The 16,506-nt window shown below is 35.2% G+C and carries 15 protein-coding genes; 3 read left to right on the top strand and 12 right to left on the bottom strand.

Annotation, left to right across the window (positions count from 1 at the left end):
* Nucleotides 1-291: 291 nt before the first annotated feature.
* Nucleotides 292-864 carry a manganese efflux pump gene (locus MKY46_RS03980; protein ID WP_036126492.1) on the bottom strand — a complete coding sequence of 191 codons (573 nt, stop codon included), beginning with the start codon at nt 862-864 and terminating at the stop codon, nt 292-294.
* A 226-nt stretch (nt 865-1,090) separates the two neighbouring features.
* On the opposite strand from MKY46_RS03980, the gene MKY46_RS03975 reads away from it, so the two are divergent.
* The 3 genes from MKY46_RS03975 (at nt 1,091) to MKY46_RS03965 (ending at nt 4,473) form a co-directional block, all read left to right on the top strand.
* Nucleotides 1,091-1,966, top strand: a complete 876-nt coding sequence (locus MKY46_RS03975) for a glycine betaine ABC transporter substrate-binding protein (protein WP_036126494.1) — start codon at nt 1,091-1,093, stop codon at nt 1,964-1,966.
* Nucleotides 1,967-2,387: 421 nt separating this feature from the next.
* Complete coding sequence (locus MKY46_RS03970; protein WP_036126495.1) at nt 2,388-3,293, top strand: PucR family transcriptional regulator; 906 nt, start codon at nt 2,388-2,390, stop codon at nt 3,291-3,293.
* An 82-nt stretch (nt 3,294-3,375) separates the two neighbouring features.
* The gene (locus MKY46_RS03965; protein ID WP_036126498.1) at nt 3,376-4,473 is read left to right on the top strand and encodes an ABC transporter ATP-binding protein; all 1,098 of its coding nucleotides are present in this window, start codon (nt 3,376-3,378) and stop codon (nt 4,471-4,473) included.
* Between the two features lie 486 nt (nt 4,474-4,959).
* Here the strand turns inward: MKY46_RS03965 and MKY46_RS03960 are convergent, their stop codons facing one another.
* The 11 genes from MKY46_RS03960 to MKY46_RS03910 form a co-directional block, all read right to left on the bottom strand.
* Nucleotides 4,960-5,835, bottom strand: a complete 876-nt coding sequence (locus MKY46_RS03960) for an ROK family protein (RefSeq protein ID WP_036126499.1) — start codon at nt 5,833-5,835, stop codon at nt 4,960-4,962.
* 99 nt (nt 5,836-5,934) lie between these two features.
* Nucleotides 5,935-6,951 carry an SIS domain-containing protein gene (locus MKY46_RS03955; RefSeq protein ID WP_230593934.1) on the bottom strand — a complete coding sequence of 339 codons (1,017 nt, stop codon included), beginning with the start codon at nt 6,949-6,951 and terminating at the stop codon, nt 5,935-5,937.
* A gap of 10 nt (nt 6,952-6,961) precedes the next feature.
* The gene (gene pfkB / locus MKY46_RS03950; RefSeq protein WP_036126501.1) at nt 6,962-7,900 is read right to left on the bottom strand and encodes a 1-phosphofructokinase; all 939 of its coding nucleotides are present in this window, start codon (nt 7,898-7,900) and stop codon (nt 6,962-6,964) included.
* Nucleotides 7,897-8,739 (bottom strand): class II fructose-bisphosphate aldolase, encoded by an 843-nt coding sequence (locus tag MKY46_RS03945; RefSeq protein WP_036126503.1) that lies wholly within the window; start codon nt 8,737-8,739, stop codon nt 7,897-7,899. The genes pfkB and MKY46_RS03945 overlap by 4 nt, the downstream gene beginning before the upstream one ends.
* A 69-nt stretch (nt 8,740-8,808) precedes the next feature.
* The gene (locus MKY46_RS03940) at nt 8,809-9,540 is read right to left on the bottom strand and encodes a GntR family transcriptional regulator (protein ID WP_036126505.1); all 732 of its coding nucleotides are present in this window, start codon (nt 9,538-9,540) and stop codon (nt 8,809-8,811) included.
* A 69-nt stretch (nt 9,541-9,609) separates the two neighbouring features.
* The gene (gene nagA / locus MKY46_RS03935; protein WP_036126507.1) at nt 9,610-10,788 is read right to left on the bottom strand and encodes an N-acetylglucosamine-6-phosphate deacetylase; all 1,179 of its coding nucleotides are present in this window, start codon (nt 10,786-10,788) and stop codon (nt 9,610-9,612) included.
* A complete protein-coding gene (locus MKY46_RS03930) occupies nt 10,785-11,456 on the bottom strand; it encodes a YesL family protein (protein WP_036126509.1) in 672 nt (223 codons plus the stop codon). The genes nagA and MKY46_RS03930 overlap by 4 nt, the downstream gene beginning before the upstream one ends.
* 198 nt (nt 11,457-11,654) lie before the next feature.
* On the bottom strand, nt 11,655-13,271 hold the full coding sequence (locus tag MKY46_RS03925; RefSeq protein ID WP_340833792.1) for an extracellular solute-binding protein: 1,617 nt from the start codon (nt 13,269-13,271) through the stop codon (nt 11,655-11,657).
* Between the two features lie 19 nt (nt 13,272-13,290).
* A complete protein-coding gene (locus tag MKY46_RS03920; protein WP_036126512.1) occupies nt 13,291-14,169 on the bottom strand; it encodes a carbohydrate ABC transporter permease in 879 nt (292 codons plus the stop codon).
* Between the two features lie 13 nt (nt 14,170-14,182).
* On the bottom strand, nt 14,183-15,175 hold the full coding sequence (locus MKY46_RS03915) for an ABC transporter permease (protein WP_036126514.1): 993 nt from the start codon (nt 15,173-15,175) through the stop codon (nt 14,183-14,185).
* Between the two features lie 18 nt (nt 15,176-15,193).
* Nucleotides 15,194-16,345 (bottom strand): Gfo/Idh/MocA family protein, encoded by a 1,152-nt coding sequence (locus MKY46_RS03910; protein WP_058844174.1) that lies wholly within the window; start codon nt 16,343-16,345, stop codon nt 15,194-15,196.
* Nucleotides 16,346-16,506 lie beyond the last annotated feature (161 nt).

Genomic DNA, 16,506 nt, shown 5'->3' with positions numbered 1-16,506 from the left:
TTTTCCTCCTAATAAAAAGAATATAACCAAAATATGGTTATATTCTCAAGCTGTAGACAAACTCGATGAAATAAAGTAATGCCGTTGATTTCCACTACGAGCGGACGCTTTCCGCGGGCGGGGTCGAGCTTCTTCCCTTGCTTCGTTACTGTCGCTTCGCTTTCATAGAAAAAACATCCGTTCAGTCCATCCCGCTTTTCCCGCTGGAGTCGCTGCTCTTCGTTCCAATCAACTTCTACATTAAATACTCCATCTACATATGGTGTGGAGGTTACCCATTGTTTTCATATGTTATTTAGCAAAAATCTCGAAAATGCCAATCATAATTAGCAGCCATCCTGAGATCGCAGTTGAATGCTTACCAATATACGTTTTTGATAGTAAAGAGCCACATTGACTCCCCACTCCCACTGTAATAAACGAAAACACACCAATCGATATGACCGTCCAAAGGGCCGAAATGCCATTTGCCCCAATAGCAATGCCCCCTGCTAAACAGTTCGCTGATAAAACGAAGCCGAGTGCCATTGCCTCTCGCGTTGAAATCACTAAGTTTTTATCTTCATCAAATAACTCAGGGTTGCCAGCTATCTGTTGTTTAGAAAAATTATTGGACATTAAAGTCCAGAGCCCAATAATACACAACAGCAAGCTGCCTAATAAATTGGCAGTATGCGGTGAAATATACGCAACAACTGTGCTGCCTGCTGTTACTGCGATGTATGTGACAATCATTGACATGACAGCAATCACAGCATTGGATAAAATCGGAATTTTAACTTGTTTGACGCCATAAGCTAGGCCGATTCCCAAATTATCTAAATTCGCTGCAATTCCTATTAAAATAATGGTAATCCAATGCATACTAAGCCTCCTCAAATCACCGTTTCCATTTTCACCTATCATATGTGATCAATAGAAAGATTTTTGGGCAGCCCAATATAGACTGCACGGCTAATCCCATGATTCCCCTCATGATTTGTACAACATCCATTTGACAAAAGTAACAACTTGTCATTAAAATTAAGTTGTTACTTATTGATTTTTTAATTTTCGCAAGAATATAAGAATTGCTAGAGAGGGGAAATTTATGAGACATCTAAAATTATGGAAAATAGGTTTTTCTTTACTATGTCTACTCGTTTTAACTGCATGTAGTTCAGCAGATGCAGGATCTAAAAAAGAAGATCGAAAGACAATCAACCTAGCCTATGTTGAATGGGATACTGAAGTAGCTTCTACTCACGTAGTAGGACAAGTTTTAGAGGATTTAGGATATGAGGTAACATTAACGCCACTCGACAATGGCATTATGTGGGAGGCACTTGCAAACGGAGAGGTTGACGGTATGGTATCTGCTTGGTTACCGCAAACACATGCTCCGCAAGTAGAGAAATACAAAGATAAAATAGAGAATTTAGGTGAAAATCTAACTGGGGCTAAAATTGGCTTAGTTGTTCCAAGCTATATGGATGTCGATTCAATCGAAGACTTAACCACTGAAGCCAATAAAACAATTACAGGCATTGAACCTGGGGCTAATATGATGGCTACGACAGAAAATGCCTATAAGAAATATAACAATCTAGAAGACTGGAATGTACTTACTTCTTCTGCAGGTGCAATGACAGCCGCCCTTAGTCAAGCCATTACTAATAATGAAGAAATTATCATTACAGGGTGGTCACCGCACTGGATATTTAATGCATACGATTTAAAATATTTAGATGACCCAAAAGGTTTATATGGGACAGAAGAATATATTGGCACATTTGCTCGTAATGGCTTGAAAGAAGATGATCCCGATGCCTATCGTGTCCTTGATCATTTCCATTGGACTTCCGAAGATATAGAAAGTGTGATGTTCGATATTATGGAAGGTATGAGTGCCACAGAAGCAGCAAAAAAATGGATTGAAAACAACCAAGACAAAGTCGCGGATTGGACAAAAGATGTAAAGGCATAACAACTACAAAAGATCCAATTACTCATCATTAGTCATTGGATTCAGACTGTAGACAAACTCAAAAAATTTGAGAGTTTGCCTACAGTCTTTTTTCTTTTACAATTAAATGAAGTAAAGCCACTAATTTCACATAAAGCACTCTATCTACATAGATAAATGAAAAATAAATCCTTTGGGGTGATGCTCCATGAATCAAAGCTATACTTATTAACTTTTTTTCCTAGCATTTATTATTACTAGTAATAGGAGAAAAATTTATATCACATATTTTTTGATTGTACATATTTGGAGTTTTATAACCCTTTTGAAATGCTTATATAAACGTTGTTTTTTTCCAACCTATGTCTTTTACAAAATTGTATGACTTTCATTTAGCGCTTTTTATATTTTTTACTATATATCGGAAGAAGAGGAATATTTAATGAACTTAAATCTCAAAGCATTGTTTCCTTCATATCGTTATTATCGAACAAAGCCAACTCAGCTATCCTATGACTCTTATATTTTCTACCATCACCAAACAAAAGAATGGTTTTCCATCTCAAAGCATGAGGTTTCACAGCGAGACTACCAATGGCTTACTGTTTTTTATACTGAAGCTACCTCTTCACTATTTCAGGCATCGGATACTTGGTATGAATTTATCTATTCAAATGGTGATATACCATCCAATTTATCCTTTAATAAAGCTCGAGTTATTCAAATTACTTTTATAAATGAAAACCCTCCTTTAGAGGCTTTAAAAGAAGCTCTTTATAATTTTTTTCAGGAAGATACGATATTAATTCAAGTTACTACAAATCAATTTTTACTCATTGAACCTAAGAGTCTTTCTATGAATGAGAAAGAAGATTTTATTGCACTTATTCGTACAATTGAAGCAGATTTTTATGTCAGAATCCAATTATATCTTGGAGAATTTTATGAAATAGATAAGAAATTTCCATATAAATTCCAAAGAGAAGCACAATGGTTCAAGGAATGTTTACATTTAAGATTTGCTGAACCTTATTATTCATTTCAAACGATATTCCCTATTTTACTAACACAACAATTGCCTACTTCTATTCTAAAATTTTTAGAAGAACAAATTATTATACCTTTAAAGTCTGATAGAGAATTACTTGAAACTGTTAAAACTTTTTATGAATGTGGTTTAAATATTTCGTTGACATCTAAGAAATTGCACATGCATCGTAATACATTAACCTATCGTTTATCAAAATTCCAGGAAATTACAAATATTAACATAAAAAATTTAGATGGTGCAATACTTGTTTACTTTGCTAGTTATCTTTGGTCATTTTTACAAAATGCACAAAAATAGTTAACTGAACATTATGCATTTTAGACATTGGTTTTCTTCCTCACTTTATTTAAACTGTAAAAAAGAACAAAGGGGATTAAATATGGAGAAAATCATACTTAATAATATTTATAAAATATACGATGGCGGTGTAACGGCTGTATCTGATTTTAATCTAACTGTTCAGGATAGAGAGTTTATTGTACTTGTTGGTCCATCAGGTTGTGGGAAATCAACCACCTTACGTATGATAGCTGGCTTAGAGGAAATCTCGGAAGGCGATTTTTTTATTGATAACAAGAGAATGAACGATGTACCTTCAAAGGAACGTGATATTGCGATGGTTTTTCAAAACTATGCACTATACCCTCATATGACGGTATACGACAACATGGCATTTGGCTTAAAGCTTCGAAAATTTTCAAAACAACAAATTAAAGAACGTGTCCACAATGCAGCCGCCATTCTTGATTTAGAAAAGTATTTGGATCGCAAGCCTAAAGCTTTATCGGGTGGTCAGAGACAACGGGTTGCCCTTGGTCGAGCAATCGTCCGAGATGCACATATTTTCTTAATGGACGAGCCTTTGTCCAATTTAGACGCAAAACTACGCGTACAAATGCGTGCAGAAATTACCAAGCTTCATCAGCGCTTAAAAACAACGACAATTTATGTAACACATGACCAAACTGAAGCAATGACAATGGCAACGCGTCTTGTTGTCATGAAGGACGGTATTGTTCAACAAATTGGTACACCTGAAGAAGTATATGGCTTACCTGAAAATAAATTTGTTGGCGGTTTTATAGGCTCTCCATCCATGAACTTTTTTAAAGGGGTTTTCCATGAAGAAGGAATTCAGATCGGTCCTATTTCATTAACTATTCCAGCAGAAAAATCAAAATTATTATTAGAACAAGGCTACTTACAAAAAGAGCTGATTCTTGGCATTCGTCCTGAGCATATTTATGAAAATTCTTCTGTCATTTCTGAGCCTTTCTTCTCGTCCATCGAGGCAAATATTGAAGTATCAGAATTAACAGGTGCTGAGCTGATGTTACATGCCCAGTTAAATGGACAGCCTTATATTGCACGTGTTAACTCTGATACAAAAATTACACAAGGCCAAGTTGCACACCTACAATTTGATATGTCTCGGGCACATTTCTTTGACTTAGAAACAGAGAAACGCATTCGTTAGAAGCAAAAAGTACTGCAAATATTAATCCTCATAGAAAGGGATTCAGGCAAAGAGTCTGTTTCCCGCTTTTTTTACCTCCCACTCATAGTCCATACTCGATAATTGATTGACTTTAGATTCAACCAACTTCACTGATCTGATTCGATTTTAGAAGATTATCAGTGTTTCTGCATCCAACAATCGTATTTTACTTGGTGGATGTTATTTTGCTATTACTTTATATAAAACAAAGCAAAATAACCAAAAAAGATAGCTAGATGGAAAAATACACTGTCATTTCGCCACTAAGCTATCTCAACTATTTTATATGAGGTTGTCAACTATTACCTCCGTCTTGTAGAAATGAAACATTTCATGTCAAAAATTTCTCAATAGAATATATAAGGAAGTTGGATTTTTTTATCGATGTAAATCCCTATTTTCCTAACGGTACCGCTATTTTGGAGTAGAGATTTATAATATTAAGTATAAAAACGATTGCTCTTTTTATTTCATTGCTGCACCGTACAGTCCCGCCTCACCTTTACGAATACTACTGCCTATAATTTGCTCTTTCCCTTCAAAAGGTGTGTTTAACAAACGTTGCTGAATCACCTCTTTAATCTGCTCTATGATTTTCGGATGATGATTAAAAAAGCCGCCACCTAACACTATGCAATGTGGGTCAAGCATCAAAATCATTTGATGCAATTGTTTTTCCATGCAGTAGATTAATTGCTGCAAAAGCTTATTCATGATGAGGTCTCCCTTGTAATAGAGCTCCATCATATCTTTTAATCGAATTTCCGAATTCCCCAGTAACGCTCTTCCTAACTTTTCTATAGCAGGTCCTGACACACTTTCTTCTAATGTTTCTCCATCATTACCAACGATATTAAAACCTATTTCACCAGCTAATCCTGTTCCTCTTATAAATTCGCCATTTACAACTGTACAACAAGATAATCCGGTGCTTAATGTTACATATACCATCACTTCTTTGCAGAACCCTCTAGCATTGTATTCTCCCCAGGTTGCCATGTTAACATCGTTATCCATCAATATTTGTGCATATGGGAAAAATTCAATTAAACGCTCAGAAATCGGAAAGTTACTCCACGGTATATTATTTTGATAAACTGCTAGACCTTTTTGAACATCCACAATACCAGGTACACCAATACATACCTTAGAGATCTCATTAATAGAGACTTCTTGCTCTATACATAGCTTTTCAAAACTATTAATTAAACAATGGAATAAAGTTTCTCTATTTGTAACATCACTTGGTACCTCTTTTTTGATTAACAACTGTTGCTGTTGATTGAATAAAGCCGTTGCTAATTTTGTTCCGCCAACATCTGCTACTAAAATATAACGCATCTTTCCACCACCAGTTTTCGCCACATGATCTACTCGAATTCGCAATTCTCAGAAAGTAAAGGTTACATATATGTCTATTCTTCATTGCATCTGCTTATGTTATGAAAGATTTACGACTTGCGTTAAATTACGTGGCTTATCAGGATCACAACCTTTAAATATTGCATTTTGATAAGCCAATAGTTGGAAATAAGGAATAGCTTCAACAAGTCGATTTAAATCATCTACTTCTTCTGATAACTTGAGAATTAAATCTGCTTCTAATTCTTCTGAAGCTATACCGATGACAACAACGAAACCTCCCAGCTTTTGAATATCTTTCACTAATGCGTGATCATATTCCTTCGTTTCATTTTGTGTAAATAAAATAACAACCGTTTCCTTATCGACAATAGAGATAGGGCCGTGACGGAATTCTAAATTGGAGTAACTTTCACATTCCGTTTGTGTCATTTCCTTTAGCTTTAATGTCGCTTCTTTAGCCAACCCATTATAAGCACCAGACCCTAAAAAGATAAAACGCTTTTTTGAGACATCTTCTGTCACCTGTGTTAATTGCTTTCCATTGCCTAATGCCGAATGAACAAGTCTAGGAATTTTCTCTAACTGTTTCATCATATCCGTTCGTCCACTAATTTTCGCTGCATATAATTGGAGAGCGTATAGCATATTAGAAAATGATTGAGTCATTACCACACTTTTTTCTGATATATCATTTAAAGCAATCAATTCATCAGTTAATTTAGCCATAGGTGTGTCCCCATTACATGTCACTGCCATAGTACGTATATTTTCCGCATCATTCAAATGTTCTAAAGACATAATGATTTCCGAAGTTGTCCCCGAACGTGAAATGCCAATGATAAGATACTTTTTATTTTTTAAAATATACGTTTCTGTGTGTAAAAATAACTCAGATGCTGGTACAGCAATAGCAAACTCTCCAGTTACAGCTTGATAATAACGTGCTGCAGCAATCGCTAAATAAAATGATGTTCCACATCCCGTGAAAAGAACGACATCTACAGCACTTTTATTGAATGCAATTGACTGAACAATGTCTTTTGTTTTTTCTAACTTTTGTCCTTGTGCCATAATCTCATTGTAAGTGTACATAAACAAATCCCTACTTCTCTTTAATTTTAGTTATTTGTATCTCGGCTAAGAGACTTTCAACAGTCACTTTTTGTACTTTTGCAATCTCTTTATTTTCTGCATTCGCTGAGCCACATGCAACAGCCCATTTATATGCCTCTGTAGGGTCTGCACCCTGTGAGAGCTTATAAATAAGTCCACCTAAAAAGGCATCACCACTGCCAACTGTATTGACAACATTTATCCGTGGTGCATTCACTTTGTAAACCCCTAACGAATTAACGAATAAAGCCCCTTGCTCGCCCAATGAAAAACACACATGTTCAATCCCTAATTCTTGTAATTTTACACCAGCTTGAACTAAGTCTTTCTGAGCTAGAACTGGCTTACCAATCAATTGAGTCATTTCATCCTCATTAGGTTTAATGATAGAGGGTATTGCCTTAATACCATGTTTCAACGCATCACCACTTGTATCAAGTGCAACTCGAATCCCTTTTTGCTTTAATCTATGAATAATCTCCGCATAGGCCGTTTTTGGGATACCTTTAGGGAGGCTTCCTGACAACACAAAATAGCTAGTATGTTCGTCTTGTGCCTCAACCCAATTTAACATTTTATTCCATTCATATTCATAAATGGTTGGTCCTGTCTCTAAAAGCTCTGTCATTTCCTTCTTTTGCTGATTAATAACGGTTAAACAAATTCGGTTTTCTTCCTGTATTTGTATGAACTCTGTTTGTAAATTTTCTTCCTGTAAAAGTTCCTTTATTCTACTACCATTTAATCCACCAACGAAACCGCCAATAATTACATCGCCACCAAGTGCCACGATAACACGAGCTACATTAACACCTTTCCCTCCACCTTGTTGTGACTTCTGCGATACACGATTGGTTTGACCAACCATTAAAGAACCTACCTCATATACTTGGTCAATGGCTGCGTTTAAGGTTAATGTAGTAATCATTTTTGTAACATCTCAATCTTTTGCTCTACTAACTTAATTAAAGATTCACGTGCTGGAAGGAAATACTTTCTTGGATCATTTTCAGTTGGATTATCCTTAAAATAAGCTCTTAATTGCTCAGCAAATAAATCCTTCAGCTCAGTAGAAAAATTCACTTTTGCAATGCCGTAATTCAAAGATTTACGCACATCCTCTTCTGGCACTCCAGATGCTCCGTGCATGACTAAGGGCACATTTGTAGAACAATGAATTTCTTGTAAAAGATCAAATTGTAATTTTGGCTTTTGTTTATACTTACCATGCGCTGTACCAAAAGCTGGAGCAAATGACTGGATTCCTGTAACCTTTACAAAATGTTCAGCCTGCTTGGGTTCAGTAAAGAATGCATTATCCTCATGGACACTTAAACGATCTTCGACACCACCAATTGTCCCAAGCTCTGCTTCAACAGGCACATTTAACGCATTTGCAGCTTCTACTACTTTTTTTACTAATAAGATATTTTCCTCAAAAGGTAAGGAGGAACCATCAATCATCACAGAGGTATAGCCTGCCCGTAAACATTCCATAACAATCTTATAAGATTCACCATGATCCAGATGTAATGCCACCGGTACTTTTGCCTGTTCAGCTGCTGTTTTTGCAAGTGCAATCATATAAGGCATCTCAACATATTTATAAGTGCTCGAAGTTGTTTGCAAAATGACAGGTGCACCTACTTTTTCTGCACCAGCAATTACTGCTTTTATAATTTCCAAATTATGTGCTCCAAAAGCACCGATTGCATAATTATTTTTATAAGCATCTTCTAACATAACTTTAGTTGTCACTAATGGCATAATAGAATTCCTCCCTCAATGGGTTGTTGGTATAATCTATAACGTAAAAAAATAGAGGGAATTACTCAATTAGTTTAATTCTGTATAAAATCGGCAACGATCCCCTCTTACAATCGAAATACAGAATTCAACTGGTTTTCCTGAAGTATCAAACGCAGTTCGTTCTAGTAATAAAGCTGGTTTTCCAGCATCTGTTTTCAATAAAGGCGCTTCATCTTTATTAATAAGGACTGGTTCAAAAGCTTCTCGCGCCCTTACAACAATAATGTTAAACCGTTGTTCTAATAAGCTGTATAAAGAGGAAGTAGTTACTTCTTTTAATATTTCACTATCCTTAATAATACTTAAAGGTAAAAATGATGATTCCAAAATAATAGGCTCATTATCTGCAAATCGTAAACGCTTCATTTCTACTACTTGCTCATTTTCCTCTAATGCTAAATTGGACCTAACCTTTGTTGAGGGATAAACCTTCTGTATTTCTAGCACTTCATCTCTTGGATTTAAACCTTTTTCTTGAATCATGCGACTAAAACTATAAAATCCTCCAAGCGATTGTTCAAGTCTAGGTTTCGAAACGAAGGTTCCTTTCCCTTGTATACGATATAATTTCTCTTCCTTTACTAATTCCTCAATTGCTTTTTTTACTGTATTTCGACTAACTCGAAAAATTTCCATTAATTGGTTTTCTGAGTCGATTTTATCTCCTGGCTTCCATTCACCTGATTGTATTTTTGCAAATAATATTTGTTTCAATTGGTGATACAATGGGATTACACTGGATTGATCTAACAAATGCATCTTTTTTCCTTCCTTCTCTAGGTTTTGTAATCAATATACCATCTATATAAAAAGATGCCTATTGATATATCAACCCTTCTCAAAGGCCAGATTCCCTAAGCAAAAAGTTTTCTCCACTTCTCCTTCTTCATTCAACCAAACAACATCTGCATCTTTTCCTAGTGCAATAGACCCTTTTCTCTTATCGAACCCTAAATGTACTGCTTGATTCAAAGAAACAAGACGCATTTGTTCAACGATTGAAAGTGTAAGCCACTCTTCTATGTTTTTCCTTGCCGTATTCATATTCAACACACTTCCAGCTAAGGATCCTGTTTTACGTTGAATACATTGATTATTGATTACTTCTACTTCATTTCCACCTAAACTATACATACCATCTGGCATCCCCTTCGCACGTATACCATCTGTAATGACTAACAAACGATCTAAGCCCGTCATTTTGTAAACCATTGGTAGTAAATCTTTATGGAAATGGATATTATCTGGAATTACCTCAACATACACATCTTCGGCTAAAAGCACTGCTCCAACAACACCTGGATCACGATGATGAAGTCCACTCATACCATTAAATAGATGTGTTGCATGTGTGATACCAGCTTTTAATGCATGGATTGCCGTATGATAGTCAGCGTCAGAATGACCAATAGATGCAATAATACCCTTACTAGTCAATTCTTTTAGTAATTCGAAATTGCTATCTTCCTCAGGTGCAAATGTGACAAGACGAATGGATTGTTGAGACTTATCGTATAAATCATTAAATTGTTGAACATTTGGCTTTAAGATATACTCTTCTGGTTGGGCACCTTTTTTTGCCCCATTAATAAATGGACCTTCTAAATGAATTCCTAACATTTCAGCTACTGCTGTAGGTTGGTTTTTATAATAAGAAGAAAGTTCCTCAATAGTAGCTTCAATCTCTGACATCGGAGCTGTCATCGTTGTTGCTAAAAAAGCTGTTATGCCTTCACTAGCTAAATACTTTGCCATTTTCGAATAACAAATTTGATCAGCATCCATAAAATCATATCCTAAAGCACCATGTACATGGATATCGATCATTCCAGGGATTATATAACCTTTTAGCTGACAGTCTATTACATTCTCTATCGAAGCTAGTGAAGGACAATTATCCATTTGATCAATTACTGTAATTTTCCCTCCCGACATTTCTAGAAATCCGTTATTTAAAATTTGATTTTCCAAAACGATATTAGCATTAATAATCCATATTTTATTCATGAGGTTATCCCTCCACCAGAATACTGTGGTAGATTCGTTTGTTCCTCTGCTTCAATTTCTTTCTTAAATATATGAGATGACATCCAAGTTAAAAATAATGCAGTTAAGCTAACACCGAAAAATGGTAATAAGCCAGGAATCCAACTATAAATTTTATATAGTATGGCAAGCCCTATAATGCTGCTAATCATTTGTAATGGATACGCAATACTAAATATGATGGAAGCAGCAAAGTAACGTAATGATGGTAAATTATAATGGGCATATAGTTGAAATATATTCACTAGAATAATACCGAATAGCATACTAATTGTGATGAACATTGTTAGCAAAAATAAACCAAGTACGCCATGAAATGTTATAATAATCTGAAAGTTAATGATTAAAAAGTAGCCTAAACCCAGTAAGATAATACCTATTTTATTAGATGGAATAAATTCAACTTTATATGTATTCCAATATATTTTTACTAATCTTTTTAAGTCATCTTCTCCTAGTAATCTTTTACGTAAAGTAGTAAACATTGCAACAGTTGCTGGGGATAGTCCAAATAAAACAAGTCCAAGCAAAGTTAAGCCTATCCATAATAACTGTAGCACTGCTAACAATGTGATCCACTCTACAACCCAGTACAATTTACTTTTCCACCCTTCAAATTCCAAGTACATTACCTCCCTACGATTCACATACAACTATATATCGTGCATGCTTCATTTTAAGTATGAAGAGTTGGTTTCTCTAAATAGACACGTCATTAGAAAGAAGGTTTATAGAATGAGGGTCACATAAGCTTGGAATCAAAAGTGACTATTTAGCTTATGTGACCTTCTCCTTCTTATTAAGCTTGAAGGAAATCCTAAATCTAATTATTTTGATCGGTCATATGCCCCTTGTGCTACTTCCAAATATTCTTGTAAGCCCATCTTCTCAATTGTTTTCTTATAATCATTCCATTTATCGAAGCTTTCTTTACCTGTAATAAAACTTGCTGTCATTTCATTTACATATGTTTGAATGTCTGTTAAAACGGCTGACACTCGATCATTTTCTTCTACTGTGTAATTCAATCCTGGAATAATTTCATCATCTTTCAAGGCATATGGCATTACTTGGTTAGCATTGTTAATAGAATTTTCCTTAGCCTCTGCACCTTGGAAATACTTTTTCGTTACAATCCCAGGGTAATAGCCGCCTGGCCATGTTAAATAATCACTTATCGCTTGATCTAAGTTTTTGCCATCTGGGTTATTCGTAATATTTTCTACATATTGAATAGTACCATCCGCATTTTCTTCGTAAGTGACATCTTCAAAGCCCATAAAGAACATTTTAGCTCCTTCATCACCATATAAATGATCAATCCAACGAACCATCGCTTCAGGATTTTTCGCTTTATCTGTTAAAACAAACATGCCTAAATTACCAAGACCATTAGTCATCGCAGTAAATTGTCTATCCCCATTCGGTCCTTCTAAAACTTGTGCACCAGTATAACCATCTATTTTATATAACTCTTTCGGGTCTACTTCACTAAGCATACCAAACGTCCCTTTAGCTGCTTCTGCCGCAAATTTCTGAGGCTCTGTCGTAAATACATCTTTATTGATTAAACCTTCTTTGTAAAGTTTATTTAAAAACTCAAGTAATTGTTTATATTCGTCTGTCGTTGGCACGAAACGGAATTCTTCAGTTCCTTTTTTAAAGTCTAAATTCAGATTCATCGTTCCTTGTTTATTCAAGCCAAATGAACCTCTTAAATAAGAAATAATTTGTTCAATACCATAGCCAGTTCCCCAGCCTTGTTCATCTTGTAAACCATTGCCATTAGGATCATTCTCTTTAAATGCTTTCAGCACGTTATACAAGTCTTCTGTTGTTTCAGGTGATTGTAAACCTAGATTATCAAGCCATTTCTGGTTAATCCATGGAGCTCCGACGCGAAGTGATGAAAACTTCGGATCGTAAATTGTTGGGAAGCCATAAATATTGCCATCTGCCATCGTCACACCTTGTTTTACAGATGGGTATTCTTCTAATAGTTTTTTAAAATTTGGAGCATATTGATCAATATAATCATTCAACGGTAAGAATACACCTTGTTGTCCATACTTGATTAAATCAGTTTTTGAAAATGCTGATGCAAAAAATATTTCTGGATAATTTCCAGCAGCTAAAAGTAAGTTCTTTTTGTCCGCTAATACTTCAGTCTGAACAGTTGTCCAATTAATATGGATGTTAGACATTTTCTCGTATTCTTCCCATAACATTAGATTGTTCCAATCTTGTGATGCAAAAAACTTTGCTGCAAAACCGTCTACTTCAATTTTCTCTTTTGTAATAGGCATATCCGTTGCATTCAAATGATCTAGATTACCGCTTTTTTCTCCACCATTATCTTTATTATCTGAACATGCTCCTAGCAAACTTGCAGCTAACATCAGGCTTGTTACTAAACCGTAAACACGCTTTTTTTTCACTTTCATTTAAAATCGCCCCTATTCTTTAACCTTTTAATGAACCAATCATGACACCTTTTACAAAATATCTTTGTAAGAATGGATAAAGCATTAACATTGGTAGGTTAGCAACGATTAAAACTGCGTACTTTAACCCTTCAACGCTAAGTTTTTGAGCTAAAAAGCTTTCTGACGTCGCTTTAATCATATCGTCAGCTTGTCCTTGAATTAATATTTGCCTCAGAATAAGTTGTAGTGGAAACTTATCTTGGTCTTGCAAGTAAATCAATGCTTGGAAATAAGAGTTCCAATGTCCTACAGCGTAAAATAAAACCATGACTGCCATAACTGGTAATGATAGTGGTAGAACAATACTCCACAAAATACGGAAGTTCCCTGCGCCATCAATCATGGCAGATTCCTCTAGCTCATATGGAATGGACTGGAAAAATGTCCGCATAATAATGATGTTCCATACAGCTACCGCGTTCGGAATAATCATGACCCAAAAAGTATTAATCATGCCCAAATCACGAATTAATAAATATGTAGGAATTAGTCCTCCACTGAAAAACATGGTGAAAACCATAAATGCCATAATAAAGCCTTTTCCTTTTAAATGTCTACGAGAAAGAGGGTAGGCTGCACAAATTGTCATAACTATATTTAACAATGTTCCAAAGAATGTGTACTTCAATGTGTTGATAAATCCATTCATAATATCTGGATTTTGGAATACCTTTTGGTAGGCCTCCACCGTAAATTCCTTTGGCCATAGCCATATATCCCCCGAGATTACGTACTCCGGATTACTAAGGGAAGCACTTAAAACAAAAATAAGTGGATACAAAACAACAACTGCTACAATTGTTAAAAAAATATAATTAAAGAGTGTAAACGCACGATCGCCCTTTGATTCTTTCATTTCAATCTCTCCTTTACCATAAACTTGTATCACTCACTTTTTTAGCTATTTTATTAACCATAATAAGGAGGATAAAATTAATGATAGAGTTGAATAAGCCAACAGCTGCTGAAAAGCTATATTGCGCTTCTAAAATCCCGCTACGATAAACGAAAGTTGATATAACATCCGATGCCGACATATTTAAATCATTTTGCATTAAAAATACTTTCTCAAATCCAATTGCCATGACAGATCCTACATTTAAGATAAATAAAATGACAATAGTCGGCATAATCGCAGGAATATTAATATGAATAATTCTTTGGAATTTTGATGCCCCATCTATCATTGCCGCCTCATGCTGTGCCGGATCTACGGCAGCTAAAGCGGCAATATATATGATGGAGCTCCATCCCATCGTTTGCCAAACATCAGATAGTACGTATATTGATTTAAACCATGCTGGTTCTGAAATAAAATCAATTGGTGTACCCCCAAATAACAAAATTATTTGATTAATCATCCCATCAGACTTTAAGAATAGTAACAGCATACCCACAACGACTACTGTTGATAGAAAATGTGGGGCATAAATAACTGTCTGTACAAATTTTTTAAAACGAAGACTTTTCACTTCATTTAATAGCAATGCAATAATGATTGGTATTGGGAAAGATATAAGTAAAGTGAATACACCAATCCCTATCGTATTTTTTATTAAGCGCCAAAAATAATAACTATCAAAAAAACGTTCGAAATGCTTAAACCCTACCCACGGACTTCCCATAATTCCCTTTGTAGCAATGAAATCCTTAAAGGCAATTTGCACCCCATATAGTGGATAGTAATGAAAAACCAAAAAGTAAAGTATGACAGGAGCTAGTAATAAATAAAGCTCCCAATTTTTTTTGATAGATTTTTTCCACTCTACCAAGTGATTTTTCTTTACTTTTGATTGCTTTTTGAAAAAACGTTGTGTTTTAGATGTTTTGTCCTCAACAGTTGTTTTATCTAAAAGCGTCATAATTACACCCCCAATTTATCAATGTTGCAGAATGGTAGATTCCTGTATGATCTCCATAACCTTGCCTCCGTTACGAATAGACTCTGTTGCTGCGCAGCCCACCGCAACACTCATTCGTCCTGCAAATGGCGTTGTTAAAGGTTCTTTATTGTAGAGAATGAGTTCTACAAAATCTTGGGCAATTTTTGGATCAGCCCCACCATGGCTTCCTTCCTCAGGCTTCATTTCGTAAACAACATCACTAAGTTCTTCCCAAGAATTTGATTTTCGTGTTTTTAAATAAATTTTATTATTGATATCATCATTTTCGATACGCCCTTTCGTACCTATGAATGTATAATTTCGTGAATAGTCTGGTGTGAAGTGACATTGTAAGTAAGAAGCTTTTATGCCACCTTCCAATTCCATAATGACCATATTATTATCCTCTACATCAATTTCTTCACGGAATGCACATTCCGTAAATGTATGTTCAACATATTCTGGACAAGTTTTTTTCTGGTCACATGTTGGACACGTTAACGTATTTGGCTGATTTCCACCATAATAATCTAAGCTACCAAATGCAGAGACTTTCGTTGCATATTTCCCAGAAATCCAATGAATGACATCTAAATCATGTGAGCCTTTTTGAAGTAGCAGAGATGTTGTATTTTTTGAATTACCATGCCAATCGTGGTAGTAGAAGTAACCGCCGAATCCAACAAAATGACGTACCCATATAGCCTTTAATTCTCCAATAGCTCCTGAGTCAATTAAGCCTTTCATCGTTTGATACATACTCATATAACGCATATTAAAGCCAACCATTAGATGCTTTCCTGACTTTTTCCATGCATCTAATATTCGATCGCACCCTTCCACAGTAATGGCTAATGGTTTTTCAGCATATACATGCTTGCCTGCACTTAAGCAAGTAATAATATGTTCTTCATGCAGATAATCTGGTGATAAAACCGCAATTGCGTCGATATCATCTCTTGTTAATAATTCCTTATAATCCTTTGTTAAAAATAATGGTGTATCGAATTTTTCCTGAAATTTTTCTAAACGTTCTTGAGAGATATCAGCTAATGCTACTATTTCTGATGCTCCAGTAGGTTTATGCCAGTATTGTGCTAAGCCCCCTCTTAAACCGGCTCCAATTACACCAATTCGTATTTTTTTCATTGTAATTCCCCCTCTTATCCTTGCTCCCCTGTATTTCGTAAACGTTTACAAATCAAATTAAACTATTCATAACAACACCACTACACGTCAACACGTTGTAGGTACAAGTTAAAGCAAAAATATAATGAATATTCCAAAAATTTAACTGGAATAAATATATA

The organism is Lysinibacillus sp. FSL M8-0355 (genome assembly GCF_038008985.1).
GTDB classification, from domain to species: domain Bacteria; phylum Bacillota; class Bacilli; order Bacillales_A; family Planococcaceae; genus Lysinibacillus; species Lysinibacillus fusiformis_D.
This window is presented reverse-complemented; position numbering and strand designations above follow the sequence as displayed.

Excerpts from the sequence above, each read along its gene's own strand:
- MKY46_RS03980 (WP_036126492.1), bottom strand. The coding sequence starts at position 864 with ATGCATTGGATTACCATTATTTTAATAGGAATTGCAGCGAATTTAGAT.
- MKY46_RS03975 (WP_036126494.1), top strand. The coding sequence starts at position 1,091 with ATGAGACATCTAAAATTATGGAAAATAGGTTTTTCTTTACTATGTCTA.
- MKY46_RS03970 (WP_036126495.1), top strand. The coding sequence starts at position 2,388 with ATGAACTTAAATCTCAAAGCATTGTTTCCTTCATATCGTTATTATCGA.
- MKY46_RS03965 (WP_036126498.1), top strand. The coding sequence starts at position 3,376 with ATGGAGAAAATCATACTTAATAATATTTATAAAATATACGATGGCGGT.
- MKY46_RS03960 (WP_036126499.1), bottom strand. The coding sequence starts at position 5,835 with ATGCGTTATATTTTAGTAGCAGATGTTGGCGGAACAAAATTAGCAACG.
- MKY46_RS03955 (WP_230593934.1), bottom strand. The coding sequence starts at position 6,951 with ATGTACACTTACAATGAGATTATGGCACAAGGACAAAAGTTAGAAAAA.
- pfkB (WP_036126501.1), bottom strand. The coding sequence starts at position 7,900 with ATGATTACTACATTAACCTTAAACGCAGCCATTGACCAAGTATATGAG.
- MKY46_RS03945 (WP_036126503.1), bottom strand. The coding sequence starts at position 8,739 with ATGCCATTAGTGACAACTAAAGTTATGTTAGAAGATGCTTATAAAAAT.
- MKY46_RS03940 (WP_036126505.1), bottom strand. The coding sequence starts at position 9,540 with ATGCATTTGTTAGATCAATCCAGTGTAATCCCATTGTATCACCAATTG.
- nagA (WP_036126507.1), bottom strand. The coding sequence starts at position 10,788 with ATGAATAAAATATGGATTATTAATGCTAATATCGTTTTGGAAAATCAA.
- MKY46_RS03930 (WP_036126509.1), bottom strand. The coding sequence starts at position 11,456 with ATGTACTTGGAATTTGAAGGGTGGAAAAGTAAATTGTACTGGGTTGTA.
- MKY46_RS03925 (WP_340833792.1), bottom strand. The coding sequence starts at position 13,271 with ATGAAAGTGAAAAAAAAGCGTGTTTACGGTTTAGTAACAAGCCTGATG.
- MKY46_RS03920 (WP_036126512.1), bottom strand. The coding sequence starts at position 14,169 with ATGAAAGAATCAAAGGGCGATCGTGCGTTTACACTCTTTAATTATATT.
- MKY46_RS03915 (WP_036126514.1), bottom strand. The coding sequence starts at position 15,175 with ATGACGCTTTTAGATAAAACAACTGTTGAGGACAAAACATCTAAAACA.
- MKY46_RS03910 (WP_058844174.1), bottom strand. The coding sequence starts at position 16,345 with ATGAAAAAAATACGAATTGGTGTAATTGGAGCCGGTTTAAGAGGGGGC.